This is a genomic window from Macellibacteroides fermentans (assembly GCF_013409575.1).
GTDB lineage: Bacteria > Bacteroidota > Bacteroidia > Bacteroidales > Tannerellaceae > Macellibacteroides > Macellibacteroides fermentans.
The window spans coordinates 68687-88915 of sequence record NZ_JACCCY010000002.1 but is presented as its reverse complement, the minus strand read 5'-3'; the positions used below and the strand labels follow the sequence as shown (position 1 = coordinate 88915).

The window sequence follows — 20229 nt, the reverse complement described above, 5'->3', positions numbered from 1 at the left end:
CCAATGTTGATGTTCCGGTTCGAAGCAGAGTTGTTCGAATTCAAGTAGAAAGGCCCGTCATTCGCACCGTTGTTCGAGTTCCCACCAGCAATCAGCAAAGCGCCACACCCTTATATATTATACAGCCGGAACGACGACTTGCGTCGCCGCGGGCAATCGGTCAATCGAGGCAAAGAGCGCGCCAATGTTGATGGACCGGAACGAAGCAGAGGCGTACGAATACAAGTAGAAAGGACCGTCATTCGCACCGCTGCCCGAGGTCCCACCAGCAAGCAGGATAGTCTTATCCGCTGTATTGTTGTATGTATAATCGGAGTATCCTGTAGTCGAACTAGCTCCGTAAGCCTTCGCATTAATCCACGGCAAATTAGTATCCTTTAGCCATCCTTCGCCAGCAGCGATGATGCAAGCTTGAACATAATCAGCCGATATAACGCTACTCGTATTCGCTTTATACGGATCCGGACACACCATAACACGACGATCCGCACCTACTTGATTGCAATACACACCTGACAAGATCTTCCAGCAATCACCATAGATATTTTCTATAAATCGCCATCGGAACGGCTTGTTTGATGCCGTTTCAGCATCCGCCGGAGCCTCGCCAGAAGGCGCCGTCAGCACGTCTGTTTTCCCAGAAGTGATGTTTGAATAGGTAGATCCTGACCGCAAGCCTGACCAAACCGCTTGAGCGTTACGCCTTCCGATATCATGCAACAGCAATAACGACAGAGCGTTGTAGGTGTAGTAAGGCAGGACAAACAAGTCCTCGCTCGTTAATTGACACGCTGTAGTAAATTCAATCAGATTCTTATTATTCGGGTATTTATAACCAGAATGAGAACAAGCCTTGCCAGTACCATCAATATAACCAGGATAACGACACACCGCTTGTTGAGCAATATGCATAAACCCGGGCACAGGCACAAGACTAAACCACACTTGCACTTTGTTACGTACTGAGTCAAAACGCGCTCCATACCAAAACTCCGGAATACTCACCTTTTGAAGATAAGCCGGATCAAACAAATGAGAGGCAGAACCGTCAATTCTAAAAGCTACATTATCGTGCTGATAAAAACGCTGCTTAGTGGTGATAATCTCCTCAAACGGGCGCATAGCGGACTGTATAGGCTTTTGGACGTTGTAGGCCATGTTTCCGATGAAGTCTACCCGGTCATCATTTTGCCCGGGCGTGTATTCGAATCCGTGCAGGGTATCGTTATCTAGTCCGGGGGTAGATATCCGGCTAGACAACGAAAATGCTGACAAACTGAAATTACTTAGTTTCATGACAGCACCTTGATTGAAGTTGGCAATACGGTTGTAACTATCCGAATAAACTGACCCTGCGGAGCATCTGACAAACCAAATTCTAAACGACCTGCAGCCGAAAGTGATTTTGAAAATTCGGACACGGTGCTAAAGTTTACACTATCTAAGCTGCGTTCAATAGAGATAGATCCGGCGGCTGACAAAGCAACTGCTACGGATGCTACACGGTTGTTTAATTGAACTGCGGATGAAACAAAGCGGCCAACTCCGTCGGCGGCAAATGTTAATGTTGTAAGTGTTGCCATTTTATTATTTATTTAAATGATTAATATTAATAAGGTGCCGCCGGTGGTGTAAAATTAGCCGTCCAACGTGCTATATTTGAGATTCGTAATTCGTCTATCAAAGTGGTATCTATACCGATATACGTCCTCACGCCATCATTCCCTGTTCCATCGTACGTATAGGAATTATTAACCCCTACAAGAGTACCGTTAAGAAACAGTCTCAAAACAGACCCCTGTCTTGTTAGGGCAAGATGGCACCACCCAGATAAATAAGAGGCATCAATAACAGATCCAGCAATAGGAGAATAACTCCCAGAGAAACCTTCCGTAACAGTTATCGCACGACTCATAGGAGGTATGTTGTATTTAGGTGAAACCCCGATTCCAAAAGCAAACTTACTTCCATCCGAATTAATAGCAGTCGTGATAAGACTTGCTCCTGCGGTGTTACTTATTGTTGACTCCTCAAACCAACATTCAAACGTAAAGTCTCCTTTTATAATGTCACTTATATACCCATCAGGAGTAGTTATCGGAGACGGATCCGCGGCCGAGGAAATGTTTTTACCAATAAACCCCTGCCCGAATTTTCCTGCAGCGAAGGATGTTCCAGCTTCTGCCAAAACGGGCACCGAATAGGGAGACGCGTCTACAACAGACCCATCAAAATGCAATAACAACTTTGTGTTTAAATCTCCCGTTGGAGTCTCAGCCGCTTTTAATATTGTCCTACGCCTTAACATTACAGTGCTCGTATTAGGTAGGTTGTTGCTGCAACACATAAGACATTTATCTCTACACGTCCCGATGCCGGGATGCTGATCGCAGCGCCAGACAAGGACATAAAGCTTCCCGAATTCGGAAGAGATTGAGTGATAGCCGAAGCTGAGTTGTTGTATACGACGACATGAAGCTCGTCTCCGACTTCTAAATCGGCTGACAAGGACAATGTTGTCGCCGCTGTTACGGTCGCATAAACCAAACGTTTGGCCGTAGGCATAGAAACCAGTGTAGACACGTTACTGACGCCCTTATCTCTATTTACGACAGCTGATAAGTCGGTTATTTGCTTTTGCAGCTTACCCAGGGCTGACAAGATCGTATCTGAAGCTGTAATTGCTGCCGACGAAAGCAAAGACAAACCAGCCAACACAACACCCCTTGATGCTGCTGCGAAATCCGATATCGTTTCAGCCAACTGTGTTCCGGTATGGTTTGCGCGGTTTTTCAAATTGCCGTCCGTATCGTTAACTGTAGCGCCGGCAGCTATACCGTCAAGCTTCGTTTTATCAGCGGCCGACATTTTACCGGCTGTCGTGGTCGTAGCCAATGGGATATCGCCCTGCGATGATGTAACCCACGCAGTGCCGTTAAAGGTGTACGTTATATCTTCCGATTTAACATACACACTCCATCCATCATCCGGATTAGGATAGGTGGTTGCAAGATCCGCAAATGTATTTACAGCTTCCTTCCAGTCTAACCCCGTTACAAGGGTCGACAGCTTGTTGTCGACTTCATTCTTTGTATACTTATCCAAGTAAGTTGCCTTTTCAGCATCAGACACAAAACGATTGTTTGAATCCTGGCTAATCATCGTAGCCGGATGACTCGCCGGATGGACGTAGTTAACAAGGCCCTCAAGCTTATCCTTTTGAGCCTGTGTCATAAGCGAGCTGCCTTCTATCTTATCAACCTTAGTCAATTCAACCGCCTGACCTTTTTCGGCAAGATCTTTAAGAATCTGACCCAGCCTTGAAGGAGATATCGACTTAAGAACTGTTTCGGAGATAACCCCGTCTGCCGATTGTATTATTACCGTATAGTCTTTTACTGCCATTATTCCATCGTTATTTGACCGGTGAATATTAATATTGCATTAGTTTGTATCTCAATATAGTCGGGGTTTGTCACTTCCCCTTGACTGTAAATTTGCGCCCCTCTCTTGATAAACACCATAATCAAATGTTCATCACTTCCCTCGTTAAACAGCACATCAATGTTGCCATCCTCCTTAAGACAGTACACGTATTTTCCTATCTGCTTTCTCATATCCTCATAATTGTTAAATAAAATTCTGTATCTACTAATACCCCCTGATGATTCATGGCACGAATCTCCGTCCAATTGTAGCTCACAGTATCGGAAGCCGACTGATAGATGTACGCAGGGATGTTATATCCAGCATTTGCCACCGTAGGATGTACAGTATAGGAGGATGGCCCCAACCCCCAATTGGAGTAAATATTATGCGTGATCTTCCAGACGCCGGTACTCACTTTTGTAACATACAATCCTGTGGCTAATCCCGCTATCCGCATGTAACCCCCGCTATTAACGATCAGTCCGCTGGCAGCTATACTCATCGTTAAAAGCTTCTGAGCAATACTGTTTGAGTCTATATCGCCCATAAATGACAAAAGCATCTTATTATTCCCAGCTTTAATGTGGATGTAATTGCTTGCATCACGGGCTACTGCAACTCCATCGGGAGCGACCTGAGTCTTATAAACCCCTGTAGAGCTGGCAAAGTAAGCCAACGAGGGCAGTGCTGTAAAATTAAGCGTGCAATCCGGAGCTATTTGAGTTGTATACCTCACATCGCAAGCAAATTGCGCATAGAGGTACACCCGATTTGCATTGGTTGGCACAGAGCATTGCCCTGCTGATATTGATCCGCTAAGGTTGTAAGTTCGAGTTGTACCCATACCGCCAACCGTACCCATAAACTGCCGACCTAGATAAGTGGAGCCGTTGTAAAAGTGAGCATAAAGCGAAATCCACAAACCGCCCTTTCTGTCCGGATCCCCAGACCCACCAGATGGCACAGTAAATGTAGCCGTCATAGCAATTGAATTCCACTTGAGAGAATTAACCCCAGCAGGGATAGTTTGATACGAAGGGCTTATCTTTGTTTTTTCGCCGTATTGAGGACCGCCCGAAGACGACCAAACCTCGTTTGTAAATGCCGTCAAATAATTCGTCCCAGTCAAAGAACTTGCTGACAAGAATGTAGCCAACTCCGGCAGAGACTGAGGAGTTATATTTAAATTTGTATCAGTACCGTTAATGAGAGCCGGGAACGTCATACCTCAGTGCGTCGTCCAAGAACCCCTTCTTCGACCGCAAATCCCCCAAGCCGGCCCAATAATCCGGTCTTGTTTCAAAACCGATCTGGTATGTTTTGGTGAGATCTAAGATGCTTACCAACAATCTTATAAAAAAGGCAGATGAGAATAGGATATCCTATTTTCATCTGCCTTTTATCTTGTTTCTATCTCATGGAAACTCAAGCGCAGCTAAGGTAAATGCATTTTTGTAGAATTGTTGGTTGGTAACAATAATTCGAATTATCATTTAGGATGTTGTTTTAATTTATACTTTTGCACCCTCAGAATTAGTTGATCCACTGCTATCGTATTACTTAATAAATCATAAATGATACAAATACCACAATTTTTAAAGGATTGAATATATATGGTAAACTTAAATGAACAGGAAACAAGACGAAAATTTGAGCTGTTTTTTATCTCCACTTATCCGAAGGTAAAGGCTTTCGCATGGAAAATTTTGAAGTCTGAGGAGGATTCTGAAGATCTAGCCCAAGATATATTTGTTAAATTGTGGGATAATCCGGAGATATGGAATGATAAAGAAACGTGGGATAGTTATATCTACACGATGGCGCGTAACCAAATGTATAATTTCTTAAAACGAAAAACCATAGAGCTTAATTATCAGGAAAGCTTTGTTCAAGAAGATTTTTCTTCCCTATCTGAATTTGATATCCATGATAAACTATACGCTAAAGAACTTCAACTTTTAATTAAATTGTCTTTAGACAATATGCCCCCGCAGAGGAGAAAGGTATTTATAATGAGTCGGCAGATGGGTCTGAGTAATCAAGAAATAGCTGATAATCTTAAACTTTCCATTCGTACTGTGGAACGCCACATTTATCTGGTGCTTCAAGAATTAAAAAAAATCATTTTAATCGCATTTTTTTTCTATTTCGATTGAGTAGTTCCTTTTAGCAAGTTGTATCTATTATATAGAGCAATTTAAGATGAAGAATTACATTCAAAGAATAATAAGTGCATTTGTGGCTTCGAGCCCAAGTGAAGACCTAACCAAAGAAGTGTATCGATGGTTGGTTGATGAAAAGCATGCAGAAGAAAAGGAAGCGGCATTGAAGAGCTTGTGGAAAGAGACGGATGGAAATGTTGATATGAGTACATTGATCTCACTTGACAAGGTCTATAACAAGATCGGTAAAAGCAAACGAGGGGGAATACTGTTCCTGTCATCTGTTTGGAAGTATTCAGTTGCTGCATTAGTAATCCTGGCTGTTTCTATTTCTGCAACCTTCTTTTTCATCTCTCATCACGCTTCGTCGGAGGTTGCTATGGTGCAACACTTCACATCTGCTGGTGATATGGCTGTGATTAAACTTCCGGATGGGAGTGAAGTGCAGACAAATTCTGAGACATTGCTCTTTTACCCAGAAGTATTTAACGGAGCCACCCGTACCGTATATCTGGTGGGAGAAGCCAACTTCAAGGTAAAGAAAAATCCAGATCAACCTTTTATTGTAAAATCGGACCATATGTCTATAACTGCATTAGGTACGGAATTTAATGTAGACGCCTATCCCGGAAATGGAGAAATGACTACGACACTCATTCATGGGAAGGTAAAAGTTGATTTTGGGGGCGGTTCGAAAAATTTTATATTGAATCCGGGGCAACAGGTTGTTTATCAGCGAAATACATCTGCGGTCCAACTGCTTAAGGCTGATATTGAGGATGTAACGGCTTGGCAAAGAGGTCTTTTTGTGTTCAAGGGTGTGACGATCAAGGACGTTTTGGCTACTTTGGAACACAGATATGCGGTTACTTTTCAGTATAACGCCAATTTGTTCAATGACGATAAGTATAATTTTCGTTTCCATGAAAAATCAAGCATAAATGATATAATGACAATCATGCAAGAAGTTGTGGGAACTTTCAGTTATCGTTTGGATGGTGATATTTGCTATATCAAAGGACTTCAAAAGCAACGAAAATAGTCGCTCAAAATAGAATTTGTTTAACCTTAAAATATAGATGCTTATGCCAAAAAGTATCCGGAACAAGGGTGCCACCTCATCCCGGATATGAAATCTAGCTTTTTAGCATTAAAGTTGATGCTTTACTTTTGAGAATAAAATTATGATCTAACACTAAAAATCGTTCAAATCTATGAATTTTTACCGATTAAAATCAATTTCTTTTATAATTTTTAGCTGTTTTTTATTGCAAACAGTTGCTTTTGCCCAAAGTGGAGTGAAGATTACTATCAATAAAAAAAACATCACACTGCAAGAGGCTTTACAGGAAGTTGAAAAACAATCTGGCTATATGGTTGCTTTCAACGAATCTAAACTAGAGAAAACAGAACAAATTGACTTGAATTTAAATAAGGTCTTTTTAGAGAAAGCCTTGACTACCATCCTTGCTCGTACTGGATTTTCTTACAAAATCAAAGATAAGTATATCATGATTGTTCCGCAGGTCAAGCCCGTAGCGGAAAAGAAAAAAATAACAGGAATGGTAAAGGACGAGAAGGGAGAACCTCTAATAGGTGTAAATGTCTCTATAAAAGGATCTTCTTCTGGAACGATAACGAATATAGACGGAGAATTTTCTTTGCAGGCTGCAAAAGGAGAGGTTATTGATTTCTCTTATATTGGATTCGCTTCAAAGTTCGTTACAGTGGGAGATGGGGCGACCATACACGTTGTGTTACAGGAAGACGCAAAAGCGTTGGATGAGGTCGTGGTAACGGCCCTGGGTATTAAGCGTTCTGAAAAGGCCTTGAGTTATAACGTTCAACAAGTGAAGTCCGACGCTGTTAATGCCGTGAAAGATCCCAACTTTGTGAACGGACTTACAGGAAAAGTGGCTGGTGTTACGATTAACCGCAGTTCATCCGGTATCGGAGGAGCCACTCGTGTGATCATGCGTGGAGCGAAATCCATTGTTGGGAACAACAATGTGCTTTATGTGGTTGATGGTATGCCAATTGGCAACTCATCGAAAGGAGAAATCGGCAGCGACTATAGTTCGCCAGCTGGAGGGGAAGGCATCTCCGACTTCAACCCGGAAGATATCGAGAGCATATCGGTTTTAACTGGTCCTGCAGCCGCAGCTCTTTACGGTTCGTCTGCAGCCAACGGAGTCATCCTGATCAATACGAAAAAAGGTGAAGAGGGTAAGTTGAAGGTGACTATAACCAACAACACAGAGTTTATGACCCCCTCTCTTTTACCCCAATTTCAGAATCAGTATGGCAATGTGAAGGGTTCATTCAAGAGCTGGGGCGAACTCATGGAGCAGTCTGCCAAATTCAACCCTCGGGATTTTTTCCAAACAGGTGCCAATATAATGAATGCGGCCAACCTGTCGGTTGGGAACAAAAACAACCAGACTTTCGTGTCCGTGGCTACTACCAACTCAGAAGGTGTGATTCCAAACAACGAATATTATCGTTATAACTTCACGGTTCGTAACACGGCATCCATGTTGAACAATAAGTTGAATTTAGATTTAGGTGCAAGTTATATCCTTCAAGGAGACCAGAATATGCTTTCGGCCGGACGTTATTTTAATCCATTGGTCCCGTTGTATTTGTTTCCGCGTGGAGAAGATTTCGAGGCTGTCAAGATTTTTGAACGTTACGATGCTACGCGTAAATTCGCCGTACAAGAGTGGCCTTATGGTGATCAGGGTTTAAGTTTAGAGAACCCATATTGGATCGTTAATCGAGAAATGTTTCCCTCAAATAAGAAGCGTTATATGTTCTATGCGAACGCCAAGTATGATGTGTTTAATTGGTTGAATGTGGCTGCCCGTATCCGTGTGGACAACACCAACACCACCACTCAGAAAAAGTTTTACGCCTCCACTTTGCTTTTGTTCGCTCAGTCTCCCAAGGGTTTTTACAGCAGAAACGCGGAAGAATATCAGCAAACGTATGCTGATGTAATGGTGAATGTGAATAAGAATTTCGGTTCTTTGCATTTAACCGGTAATGTCGGTTTCAGCTACGAAGACCACCTGACCACAGGTTTGGGGATTGGGGGTAAGTTATTTACTGTACCCAACTTGTTTTCTGCCAACAACTTTGATCCCTCTTCAGGACCAGGTTCGCAGCAGCACAGACACACTCGCAACGATGCCATTTTTGGCAGTGCGGAGTTTGGGTACAAGAACATGCTTTATTTGACTCTTACGGGCCGTCAAGAGTGGGCCTCTCAGTTGGTCAACTCGGATCAGCCTACCTATTTTTATCCATCCGCCGGTCTCTCGGGCATCATTTCGGAGATGGTTACCCTTCCTGAATTTATCTCATTCTGGAAGCTGCGCACATCTTATGCCAAGGTTGGAGCTCCAATCAATTACACCGGCCTTACACCTGGCACCATTACCGACCCCATGAAGGGAGGAACCATCAATCCGATTTCCATCTATCCTTTTCCTAACTTCAAGGCGGAACAGACAAAATCGTATGAGTTGGGAACGCAGATCCGCTTCTTCAACAAGGTTAACCTGGATGCAACCCTATACCTTACCGATACGTACAACCAGACATTCCTTTCAGAAATGTCGCCAGCTTCGGGGTACTCGGGCTTCTACGTACAAGCCGGTAAAGTTCGCAACAAGGGTGTTGAATTGTCTTTATCTTACAACGAAAAATTAGGCCCTATCGGCTATTCATCCAGTCTGACGTATACAGCCAATCGGAATAAAATTATCAGGATGGTTCATGATTACCAAAATCCTTTTGATGGCGAACTATTCAGTATCACCGAACTCACCTTGCAGGATAAGGGCGCTTACTTGCGCGAAGGCGACGCCATCGGCGACGTATACGTAAAAGGCATCTTGGCGCGCGGGAGAGATGGAAAGTTGATAGAAGAAGGGTCTGGCTATCAGGTGGACCGTTCACAGCGTATCAAGGTTGGTTCGGTTAATCCCGACTTCTCAATGGGTTGGAGACACAATATCAATTGGAACAACTTCTCTTTGGATGTTGTTTTTAACGGACGTTTTGGAGGGATCGTTACTTCTACTACACAAGCTTTTCTAGATGACTATGGCGTATCAAAAGACACCTACGATGCCCGTCAGAATGGAGGTGTTATGATAGACGGGAATCTGTACGACGCCCATAAGTACTATTCTACCATCGGAGGTGAACAACTTATGGCATACTATACCTACAGCGCAACCAATATCCGTTTGCAGGAAGCCAATCTGACCTATTCATTCCCTAAAAAATGGTTTAGGAACTACATCAACAAGCTGAGCGTTTCGGCTATCGGCAGAAACCTCTTGATGATATACAACAAGGCGCCATTCGATCCCGAAATGACCTCTTCAACGGGTACTTACAGCCGAGGTGATACGTTTATGACACCCAGTTTGCGGAACATCGGATTTAGTATTAAGATTGAATTATAAACTTCAAATTAGAAAGAGACGCTATGTATAATAATATATTAGGAAAAATGGGAAACCAGCTATTTCTGGTAGGTGCGCTTTGCGTATCGCTGTTTAGCTCTTGCATCGACGAAGACATCAACCGAGACCCTCTACTTCCCACAAAAGAAGATCAGAAGAGGGATGGGGTAATATATGGTTCTTATCTGCCCAGTATGCAGAAGAGTGTAATTCCTATTGGCAGCCTTACGGAAGGAACAGAGCAAATAAACCGTTATCAGATTGGTGTAAATTTGGCGGGCGATGCTTGGGCTGGCTATATGTCACCTCGGGACAATAAGTTCAACGGAGGCAATAACTTCACCACTTATTTTATGTACGAAAACTGGGTAAACTACGTATATGGGTTCATGGTGACTGATGTGTACACACCCTGGATGCAGATCAAGCGTATGTCGCAAGATGAAGGTGTGAAGAACGACGAAATCTTCGCTCTGGCTCAAATAATCAAGATTGCGGCTCTGCACCGTACCACGGATATGTTCGGTCCGATTCCTTATTCTCAAGTAGGTAAGGGCTCTTTTAAAGTAGCTTACGATTCGCAGGAAGCGGTCTATCGTTCTTTCTTGAAGGAACTGGATGAGGCCATCACTGTGTTGACAGCTTACTCCAACATCAGCAACAGGCTGCTTCCCAATTTTGATATTGTTTATGAAGGGGATGTAAACAAATGGATTCGGTTTGCCAATTCACTTATGCTGAGGCTTTCCATCCGTGTGCGGTATGCCGATTCGGCCTTGGCAAAAGCATATGCCGAAAAGGCCGTTAAACACGAGAAGGGCCTAATAGAGAGTGATGCCCAGGCAGCCAAGATGGGTAAAGGCGTAGGTCTGCAAATGAGAAATCCGTTGAAAATGATCAAAGAGGAGTATAACGACACCCGTATGGGGGCTACCATTTATTCTTATTTGGTTGGATATAACGATCCTCGAGCAGAAGTCTATTTTGAGAAAGGAGAAGAGTTTAAGGCCATCCGTTCCGGAATTGCCTCTTCGGGAAGCCGGTATGAAACTTGCTCTAAACCGAAGGTGAAAGATGAAGATCCGTTGTATTGGATGAAAGCATCAGAGGTCTGTTTTTTGAAAGCGGAAGGTGCGTTAGCTGGATTTGAGATGGGCGGAACGGCCGAGACATTTTACAATGAAGGCATTCGAATGTCTTTCAAGGAAAATGGCGTTTCAAATGCAGAGACCTATCTCAATAACATCGCTAATAAGCCCGCCAATTTCACGGATGGATTTAATGGCTCTCTCAGTGCCACTGCCCCAAGTTCCATTACCATCAAATGGGATAATGCAGCCAATGAAGAGCAAAAATTGGAACGCATCATTACGCAGAAATATTTAGCTATTTTCCCGAATGGACACGAGGCGTGGACCGAATGGAGACGTACAGGCTACCCCAAACAAATTGTGATTGTAGAAAACCGTACTAATGCAGGGGCATTAATCGGTAACGGATTCGATCAGGGGGGAGTACGCCGAATGACTTATCCACTCAAGGAATACGAGCAGAATAAAGAAAATCTGCAGAATGCCATAAACAAAGACCTTGGCGGACTCGACAAGGCTTCCGTAAATCTATGGTGGGACAAAAAGAATAAGTAACCAGCTAATATGAATAATATGAATATGAGAAATAGTATTTTCACCTTTATTACCTCAATTATCCTGTTGTGTATTGTTTCTTGCGATGATTGGAATATGCCTTCGCGAGAGGATATTGAACCTACAGCCCTTAAAGAGCTCTATTCAAAAAGAGATTCGATCAAATGGGCCGAAGAAGATAAAAGACATGAAGAGAATGAGGCTGCATATCAGAAGTATCTTGAGAATCTACGTGCCTACAAAGCAACCAAGCACCCGATTATGTTCGGCTGGTTTAACGCCTGGGATCCCTCTGGAGCCGGAAAGTATCCAAAGCTGTCTTTAATTCCGGATAGTATGGACATTGTTTCCATCTGGGGTAACTGGCACTCGCTGAATGACGAGAAAATCAAAGAATTGCGCTCCGTGCAGGCTAAAGGCACGAAGGTGATTATTGGTTGGATTATTGAAAACATTGGCGATCAGATTAAGTGGGGCCGCGACCAGTGGCCGGTAGATGACAAAATTGCAATTGAAAATTATGCTCAGAGCATCGTGGATACAATTGCAAAATATGGATACGATGGTTTCGATTATGACTATGAACCATCTTACAAGTCACCTTTCAAACCGGGCAACCATTGCGGAGACCTAACTTCTTGCTTACGTGACGGCGGGAAAGAAAAGGAAATCTATTTCATGCAACAGATGCGAAAGAAATTGGACGAACTCGGAGTAAAAGAAAATAAGAAGATGATTTTCAATTTGAACGGTTCGCTCGACTGGCTTGATCCCTCTGCAGCAAAGTATTTTGATTATTTTGTGGCTCAGTCTTACAATGGCACGGTAGGCACTTTCGACGGCTGGATTTCTCGAACACAAAGTCGTCTGCCCGATGTACAACCAGACCGAATCATTGTGACCGAAAGTTTTCAGAACAATGCTAGTGCACGCAAGAGAATCTCAGATGTTTATGCTCCTTATGTAAATTCTAGACAAGGAAACATCGGAGGCATCGGCGTGTTTCACATCAACGAAGACGCATTTGAAAATAATGCGTACCAAAACGTAAGAAAAGCGATTTCTATCATGAATCCATCAGTTCGATAATAATATTTAAAAAGATGAATTATGAAATATCCATTATATAATATACTTTGCATTGCAGTTGCCGGGATGACTGTATTCTCCATTGCTTCATGTGATTATGCGGACGGAGTTGGCAACGATTCAGAGAATGGCGTTTACTTAGAAACCCCCGGAAATAAAGGCGTTGTTAGTTTTACCTTAGAATCAATGGGGGGAACTACCACCTTAACTCCACGTCTGGCCAATATTACCAATGTCCCGGTAGATATCCAACTTAGTTATGATAAACAGGCATTGGAAAAGTACAACAGAGAAGCGGGAACTGCATACGAACCACTTCCTGAAACTGCATTCAAGCTGTTTAACGGGGAAGGTCAGGAGTTCAATGGTACAGCCACAATTACGGTGCCTTCGGGAGACTTCTCAACTCGCGTTGGGGTTTCAGTTGGCAAACTTAATCCGGAGGAGTTTCCTGCAAACAGGAAATATGCTATTCCGTTGAGTATCACTTCGGCCTCTAAGTACACTACCATTCCTTCGCAGTGTTCTGCTATCTTGCTGCTCAACCGCTCTATCGTCACCTCCGTTGGGAAGATGACAGGCGGAGACGGTGTACGCGTGCAGCCTGTTGGCATGCACAATAAGCCGGAATGGACCTTGCAGCTGAGCGCCATTTATTCTTCGTTAAATAGAAGTAACCTGACAACCATCTATTTTAATGATGCTAAAGGCGAATTTTACACCCGTATTGATGCGACCCAAGGTATTCAGGTGAAAAATGGACGCGATGGAGCGGATACTTGGACGCAGATTCCGTTACAAGCGGGCAAATGGTTGAATATTAGCTTTGTTCATAAAGATAAAAAGACAACGGTTTACGTCAATGGAAAAGTTCAAAGAGTATTTGAAAACAGCACCATAAGTTTTAATGAGAATACACACTTTACCATTGGGAACACGAGTTATAACAATGACTACATCCGTGAAGTCCGGTTGTGGGATAAGGCGCTTACCGAGGCTGAGATCATCGATTGTTTATACTTGCCGATGAATCCGGATACCCCTCATTTGATTTCATATCTTCCCTTCACCAAAGAGGCATCCAAAGAGATTGACGGGTACAAATATCCCATCGATTTGAAAGTGCCTGATGGTTCTAACATTCCGAAGCGAACTAATCCAACTAAAATTATTTTTATAGAAAATGTGAAGTTTCCCGCTGATGAATTAGTAATTGTTGAAGCGGACAAATAATCATAAAAACGAATTATCATGAGAAAAATACAACAATTAATTCAAGTGCTTTTGGGAGCATGCTTCCTTTATTCATTCTCTGCCTGTAATACAAACGAAGTAGAGGTCGTACAGCAAGACACAAGTTGGCAGATGGATCGGAAGTATATTGAAGAAGATATCCGCGAACAATTAGGTATTGATCCTTTTACGAATCTGGCTTATTTGGGATATTATGATTCTCCTTACTTGCAAATAAATGCTAAGAACGATTTAAGTAATACCACGATTCCCAATGGAACCGAGTATTCGGTAAAGGTTAAGCTGTCTAACGTTTACAAAGAAAACGTTACAGTTAGTTTGGTGAAGGACGACAATCTTATGTCTCAATTTCCTGAGAAAGTGGAGGGCATTTCTATCTTTCCCGAAGATACGTATTCACTTGAACCAGCCATCGTAAAAGCTGGAGAGACGGAGGCTGTTTTCAAAATTACTTTCAAGAATCTGAATAAGTTGAACAACAACAAAGGGTATGTGATGGCCTTGAAGCTTCAGATCGAAGGAACTCATCAAAATCTGCAAGTAGCCAAAACTCGCGTCAACTATTTCGTCAGAATGAGAGTTGAAATCCAGTTAGATAATGTTGATTCAAGCAATATGCCAATTGAGGGAACTCTCTTTAATAGTAATTTGACCTTCGAATCGAATATCCGTCCGGACAAACTGGGGTCATTAAAGGATGGAGATCTAACTGTTAATAAATGGTATACCAGTACAGAAGCCTCTTATTTGGATATCATTATACCAGAAAAGACCTCAATCAAGGGCTTATTATTACATACAACTTCAGGCTATGCCCTAAAAGGGTGTGATGTACTGGTCGAAGAGAATGGCGAGTGGGTTAATAATGGTGCGTTTGAAATTTCCGCCAAGTCTCTTGCTTGCTATGTCAAATTCAAGAAACCAGTGGAGTGTACTAAAATCCGTCTGATCAAAATCAAACAATTCAGTGGAAAATATACAACCGACATCAACGAAGTCGCATTAATTCAGTAGGCAAATTAGATGATGTGTAGATTTATTGTTTCCATTATTGTGGTTTTATTGTTTTCCTGCCGTGAGGCAGGAAAACAATCCGATGTGATTGGAACTTATTTGGGAGAGGTAAATTGCTCTACGTGTAATGGATTGAAGTCAAAAGTTACTTTCCTGAAAGACGGAACGGTAAGAATTGGTTCTATCAGCCAAGAGATGGACGACGTTGAACCGTTAACCGAACATGGCAACTGGACTTATTCTGACGGGGTGATCATTATCTTTACGGGGCGCGACTCCCTTTATTATCGGCAGCTATCACCGTCCACCATCCTGAGTTTGCATCGGGATCGAACGAATACCTCTTTGTTTGTAGAAGATTATACGTTAGAAAAGTTGCCTTAATTTTATAAAGTGTCATGATTTGAAAGCGGTTAGAGTGGAGCGATGCCAACTCTAACTGCTTTCATTTTTTACTACTTTTCATCACAAAAACTCAATTTGGGTATATTGATCAATTTGGAAAATAACGCCTCCTCACATTCTTGATTTTGCAACTTGATGTCCCGATCTAAATTTCAGGGCTCTTCAATGAAGGGCCGGAGGGCGTCTGCCCAGATCTGGTACCCTTTTTCGGACGGGTGGCAGAAGTCCGGGGCTATTTCTTTGGGCATTGTTCCATCTGCATTCAGCATTTTGGGGCCGATGTTTATCAAGGTTATATTTTGTTCTTTTGCAAATACATCAAGGGCTTGGTTTATCTCATTTATCAAAACTCTACGCGGATGAAACGGATCTTTTTCTCGGGGGAAGACCGACATCAGTATGATTTTTGCACCAGGAACCTTCGACCGGACCCGCAAACAGATGGCACGGATCCCTTCCACGATTTCGGGAGCCGTATTCATCCGGGCATTTTTCGTTTCGCTCGTATTGTTGGTCCCAATGTGAATAATGACCTGTTTGGGATGCAGTCCGTCTAATTCTCCATGGTCAAGTCGCCAGAGCACGTTTTGTGTACGATCCCATCCAAAGCCAAGGTTCAGGACGCGATGGCCTTTAAATAAAGCGTTCCATGTTTCCGGGCCATTGGGCGTTTGGAGCGTCCCATTCTGGCTTTTCCGCCGAGGCTCTCCTCCCCAGAAATGGGTAATGGAATTGCCGATCAGTACAACCTCGGGATTGATAGAGTCTTTTATCCGAAGCACTTCCGAATGCCGTTCCCACCAGTCGTAGCTGTCGTTTTCCAATTTAGATACCGGGACAAGGGCCGTATTGGACGGAATCTCCGTGTCCAATGATTGGTCGCCCATCAATTCGGACAGCAAAGGCTCCATTGCCTGCGCCCAGGCTTTTGCGCCCGCGGGGGTGGGATGCAGCCAGTCGCTCATCATTTTGTTATTGATAGATCCATCCAGGTTAAGGAATACATGATTCACATCGCAATAGAAAACATGCTTTCCATCAGCAAGTTTAGATGCGATATCGGAAGCCCGTTCGAGGATCAAGCGGTGCGAGGTGGGATTCGGACCGCCGTAGCAGCCCGGGAAACACCTAAGCAGGATGATTTTTGTTTCAGGAAGCTTTTCGCGAAGAAGCTTAACGATCGCTTCGATCCCTCCCGACAACTGACCGGCCGTATGGCGTGTGGGATAGTTCTTTTCATCAACGTTGTTGGTCCCGATCTCCAGGACAAGAACTTTGGGAGACTGACCTTCCAGCTCACCGTTCCGGATGTTCCAAAGGATATTTTCGGTTCGGTAACCACTGAACCCGAGGTTCAAGGCTTTTCTGGGAGCGAAGAATTGATTCCATACGGCCTGGTATTCAGTTTTTTCAAAGTTATTTGTTATGGAATTACCCAGTAGAATCAAGTTGTACTTCTCCTTGGCAACGAGGGCCAGCTTCTCGGCATGCCTTTGCGGGCTATAGCCAGCAACCGGAACAGTTGCCGGGTTGATTTCAAGAGGCTTTACCCCGGTATGATTCTCCAGGAATTTTGCGAGTATGCCGGATAGCTTCGCCGGATGATCCGATGGATTCCCTTTTTTACTTGATTTATGGCCGGACACATCCGCGCTGTCTGTCAGAATTTGCAAAGTCGCCTCTCCATCGTACCCTTTCCATGTTTTGGTGTACTCCTCGCTGCTGGCAATTTGCGCTTTATCTTCATTGCCCGAAAGGAGCGTTACAAGCCGGGCCGAAGGAGTTAGGGGCGGCCGTACTGCAGGATAAACAGTTCCTGCCACTGTTTCTTTGAGGTACAAAGGAGAGATCAGGATCAGGTCGCTTGGCTGCTCATCTTCATTGAGCCGTTGAACCGTTCGTGCGGCAAGATGGCCTCCGGATGAAAATCCCACAATATTCAACCGATCGCCACACACCCCAAGAGAGGAATGCTCCTTTTTCAGGAATCGGAAAGCCTTCAACGCATCAACCAAAGCCATTTCGCGGAATTGCATCCCTGCCGCCACCCGATATTCGAGGATTGCAACATCATAGTGTGCCGAATTCAGTTCCCGGGCGGTCTTCATGCCTTCATTCGTTACATGTAATACTTCATATCCGCCTCCGGGCAATAACAGGACGGTACCTTTGGGCGTTTTTGACTGGGTACGCATCAAGTGGAGCAACGGAGCGTTTACTTGATGAATGTTCCCATCGGCTCCAACGCGGTTTCCTTTTGTTACGACTTGTCCATCAAGTAGCACAAACTTTGCCCGTTCCGAATTGGGAGAATGATCCGTCGGACCCATGCCTTGAGAGAAACTGGTTACAGAAAGTAAAAGCAGAATTGCAACAGATAGCCGAACAAGTGATTTCATGTTATTGAGTTGAAAATAGTATTATGAACGTGTTTTTTCTTGAAAAGGCAAAATTAATATGCATATTTCGGTGATACCCACCCAGCCCTTTCGGTCATATCCACCCAGTCTGGGATCTTACAAAATGACTTTCGGTTACAAATTTATATTTTCTTTCTTTAATTTTTCTATTTTTCTTAGAAAGCGACTCATAAAAAGAAAGCCTTTAAGATATGAAAAATAATCTCTTAATTTTCAATAAGAATACAACCAGATTGAAACTGTATATTTGACAGCGTTCCGTGGTGTAAATTTTAGAGTAGTATCGAGAAGGGAATTCATTCTATCAATAATGGATATCTTCGTTAGAAAGCCTGATTCAATACAATTTTGTTGAATTCTTTTTTCTCTTTATCGTCCTTTTTGATATATGCTTCAATGAAACCATTCTTTGAAACATCAGAGTTAAATAGATCAACTAATTCGTTTGTGTTGTTGTAGAATAAATTTATCTTCTTGTCCTTCATGAGTTTACGTAGAGTTTTCAGACTGGTCAAATATTTAGGCTGAACCTTGAACACTGTTTGCATAATGCCAAGACCTGGGTCTCCAATAGCTTCATTAACAACAGCTATAGCATAATACACTTTCAGATCTACATCCTTGCCAATGATATCACCTAGCTGTATATGAATGACATCAGCATCTTGATACTTACCAAGCAAAGCCAAACAACGAGCTTTGACATAAATGATTTCTTTGCTCTGGTGGATTGAGATGATTCGATCAGCATACTTAATGCCATCATTGTAGTTGCCACTGTAGAGTGAGAACACTGCATTGAGCATATTGCAGGTGATGCAATCTTCCTTCAGATAAGGAATATCGGTAAGAATGTTCAACATATGCTCATCAGAAATCATGATGTTAAACATGTCTCCAATGAGATAGATTGCTTCTTTAATCTTACCTTCACGAACCTTGTTGAGACTCATGTTGAGTAATTCCAAAGCAACAGAATCATAGTCATGCTCTGACAAAAACTTGAAGATTTGTTTACCCTTTTCTAGTTCATTCTGGATAAGAGCTTCATTGTTGAATTGATTTGCAAAGCGTTGCACTTCTTTACTGCCTCTTACATAGTTTGGCTGAATAGGTCTGGTTAAATACAAGCCATTCAAAGTCTTCACACGGCTAAGTGCTACATAAAGCTGGCCATCAGAGAAGATGCCTCTACTCAAGTCAAGAATCATCTTATCAAAGGTCATGCCCTGACTTTTGTGGATAGTGATTGCCCATGCGAGCTTCAAGGGGTATTGAGTAAATGAACCATTTACGGTTTTCTCGAGTTTTCTATTCGACTTGTCATACTTGTAGCTATTAGACTCCCAAGTAACAGGCTCAATTTTATATTCATTGCCATCCTTCAGAGTAACATGGATGGATTCTTTGTTAATCTTCGAAACAACTCCGATGGAGCCATTAACCCATCGACGTGCAGGATCGTTTCTGCAAAACATTACTTGAGCGCCCTTCTTAAGAGTAAGCACATCTTCGACAGGCGCTTTATCCTTCTTGAAATTTTTTAGGATGGTTGCCTCGAACGAGAAGGTTTCCTCTAGAATTGCGTCCAACTTAGAAGAGTTGATTTGATTAGCAGCCTTGTTGATAGAAGCTAGTGTAATAACCATCTCGTCTTCAGGGATGCCTACTTTAGTCCTTTGGTTAAGAATCTCGAGGCCGTTATAATCGACATTGCCATTACGTATATTGTTTAAGATGCGCAAGAATGTTTCATCATCTTGTCTGTAGACTTTGTTGAACTCAATAGAAGGCAATTGGAGGCGATTGAAAACTATTGCTTTGAAGAAGAAAGGCTTATCTGTATTGTAATCTTCCTTAATAATTTCCTTGTCAGTCGCTGATGCTAATATAGGCTCAAGCTGAAACAGATCCCCAACGAATACCATCTGCTTCCCCCCAAAAGGTGCTGTGGTGTGCATACAGCTTCTAAGAGTGGCATCAATGGCATCAATCAGGTCGCATCTAACCATTGATACTTCATCAATGATGATAGTATTTACATTCTGCAATACAGAATAACGCTCTTGACTGATTCTGCCTACACTTAATATGGGCATAGCCTCCATAGGGAATCCGAAGAAAGAATGGATAGTTTCTCCACCTGCTATGATAGCAGCAACTCCAGTAGGAGCCAATATGATGAAGTTTTTATTGACTTCCTCTTGTACTTTTTTCAGGAATGATGTCTTTCCTGAGCCGGCTTTACCCGTAAGGAAAAAGCTGGTGTTAGTTTTAGCAATCAAGTCATATGCCTGTTGTTGCTTGCTTGTCATTTCTATTGTATTCATTG

16 protein-coding genes are annotated in these 20229 nt (G+C 42.9%); 8 read left to right on the top strand and 8 right to left on the bottom strand.

Going from position 1 to position 20229, the window contains the following annotated elements; translation table 11 throughout:
* Positions 1–117: 117 nt before the first annotated feature.
* The 6 genes from F5613_RS05460 to F5613_RS05440 all read right to left on the bottom strand — a co-directional run bounded on the left by F5613_RS05460 (position 118) and on the right by F5613_RS05440 (position 4654).
* Positions 118–1296 (bottom strand): hypothetical protein, encoded by a 1179-nt coding sequence (locus F5613_RS05460; protein WP_179399017.1) that lies wholly within the window; start codon positions 1294–1296, stop codon positions 118–120.
* Positions 1293–1583: a hypothetical protein gene (locus tag F5613_RS05455; protein ID WP_179399016.1), complete on the bottom strand. Its 291-nt coding sequence runs from the start codon at positions 1581–1583 to the stop codon at positions 1293–1295. Before F5613_RS05455 ends, F5613_RS05460 begins: the two co-directional genes overlap by 4 nt.
* A gap of 26 nt (positions 1584–1609) precedes the next feature.
* Positions 1610–2245, bottom strand: a complete 636-nt coding sequence (locus F5613_RS05450; protein ID WP_179399015.1) for a LamG-like jellyroll fold domain-containing protein — start codon at positions 2243–2245, stop codon at positions 1610–1612.
* A gap of 62 nt (positions 2246–2307) precedes the next feature.
* Complete coding sequence (locus tag F5613_RS05445; RefSeq protein ID WP_179399014.1) at positions 2308–3405, bottom strand: hypothetical protein; 1098 nt, start codon at positions 3403–3405, stop codon at positions 2308–2310.
* Positions 3405–3617, bottom strand: coding sequence for a hypothetical protein (locus F5613_RS16435; RefSeq protein WP_218858884.1), 213 nt, complete (start codon positions 3615–3617; stop codon positions 3405–3407). Before F5613_RS16435 ends, F5613_RS05445 begins: the two co-directional genes overlap by 1 nt.
* A complete protein-coding gene (locus tag F5613_RS05440) occupies positions 3614–4654 on the bottom strand; it encodes a hypothetical protein (protein WP_179399013.1) in 1041 nt (346 codons plus the stop codon). Before F5613_RS05440 ends, F5613_RS16435 begins: the two co-directional genes overlap by 4 nt.
* A gap of 388 nt (positions 4655–5042) precedes the next feature.
* On the opposite strand from F5613_RS05440, the gene F5613_RS05435 reads away from it, so the two are divergent.
* From F5613_RS05435 to F5613_RS05400, 8 genes are all read left to right on the top strand, one after another.
* A complete protein-coding gene (locus tag F5613_RS05435) occupies positions 5043–5585 on the top strand; it encodes an RNA polymerase sigma-70 factor (protein ID WP_179399012.1) in 543 nt (180 codons plus the stop codon).
* Positions 5586–5631: 46 nt separating this feature from the next.
* Positions 5632–6633 carry a FecR family protein gene (locus F5613_RS05430; RefSeq protein WP_179399011.1) on the top strand — a complete coding sequence of 334 codons (1002 nt, stop codon included), beginning with the start codon at positions 5632–5634 and terminating at the stop codon, positions 6631–6633.
* A gap of 172 nt (positions 6634–6805) precedes the next feature.
* Positions 6806–10069, top strand: coding sequence for a SusC/RagA family TonB-linked outer membrane protein (locus F5613_RS05425; RefSeq protein ID WP_179399010.1), 3264 nt, complete (start codon positions 6806–6808; stop codon positions 10067–10069).
* A gap of 47 nt (positions 10070–10116) precedes the next feature.
* Positions 10117–11715, top strand: coding sequence for a RagB/SusD family nutrient uptake outer membrane protein (locus tag F5613_RS05420; RefSeq protein WP_179399009.1), 1599 nt, complete (start codon positions 10117–10119; stop codon positions 11713–11715).
* Between the two features lie 24 nt (positions 11716–11739).
* The gene (locus F5613_RS05415) at positions 11740–12804 is read left to right on the top strand and encodes a glycoside hydrolase family 18 (RefSeq protein ID WP_179399008.1); all 1065 of its coding nucleotides are present in this window, start codon (positions 11740–11742) and stop codon (positions 12802–12804) included.
* Positions 12805–12825: 21 nt separating this feature from the next.
* Positions 12826–14037: a DUF1735 and LamG domain-containing protein gene (locus tag F5613_RS05410; RefSeq protein WP_179399007.1), complete on the top strand. Its 1212-nt coding sequence runs from the start codon at positions 12826–12828 to the stop codon at positions 14035–14037.
* An 18-nt stretch (positions 14038–14055) separates the two neighbouring features.
* On the top strand, positions 14056–15072 hold the full coding sequence (locus tag F5613_RS05405; RefSeq protein ID WP_179399006.1) for a DUF1735 domain-containing protein: 1017 nt from the start codon (positions 14056–14058) through the stop codon (positions 15070–15072).
* A gap of 9 nt (positions 15073–15081) precedes the next feature.
* Positions 15082–15456: a copper resistance protein NlpE N-terminal domain-containing protein gene (locus tag F5613_RS05400; RefSeq protein ID WP_179399005.1), complete on the top strand. Its 375-nt coding sequence runs from the start codon at positions 15082–15084 to the stop codon at positions 15454–15456.
* A gap of 173 nt (positions 15457–15629) precedes the next feature.
* On the opposite strand, the gene F5613_RS05395 is transcribed toward F5613_RS05400, so the two are convergent.
* Both F5613_RS05395 and F5613_RS16640 read right to left on the bottom strand, forming a co-directional pair.
* Positions 15630–17876 (bottom strand): GDSL-type esterase/lipase family protein, encoded by a 2247-nt coding sequence (locus F5613_RS05395; RefSeq protein ID WP_179399004.1) that lies wholly within the window; start codon positions 17874–17876, stop codon positions 15630–15632.
* A 344-nt stretch (positions 17877–18220) separates the two neighbouring features.
* Positions 18221–20227, bottom strand: a complete 2007-nt coding sequence (locus F5613_RS16640) for an ATP-dependent DNA helicase (protein ID WP_179399003.1) — start codon at positions 20225–20227, stop codon at positions 18221–18223.
* Positions 20228–20229 lie beyond the last annotated feature (2 nt).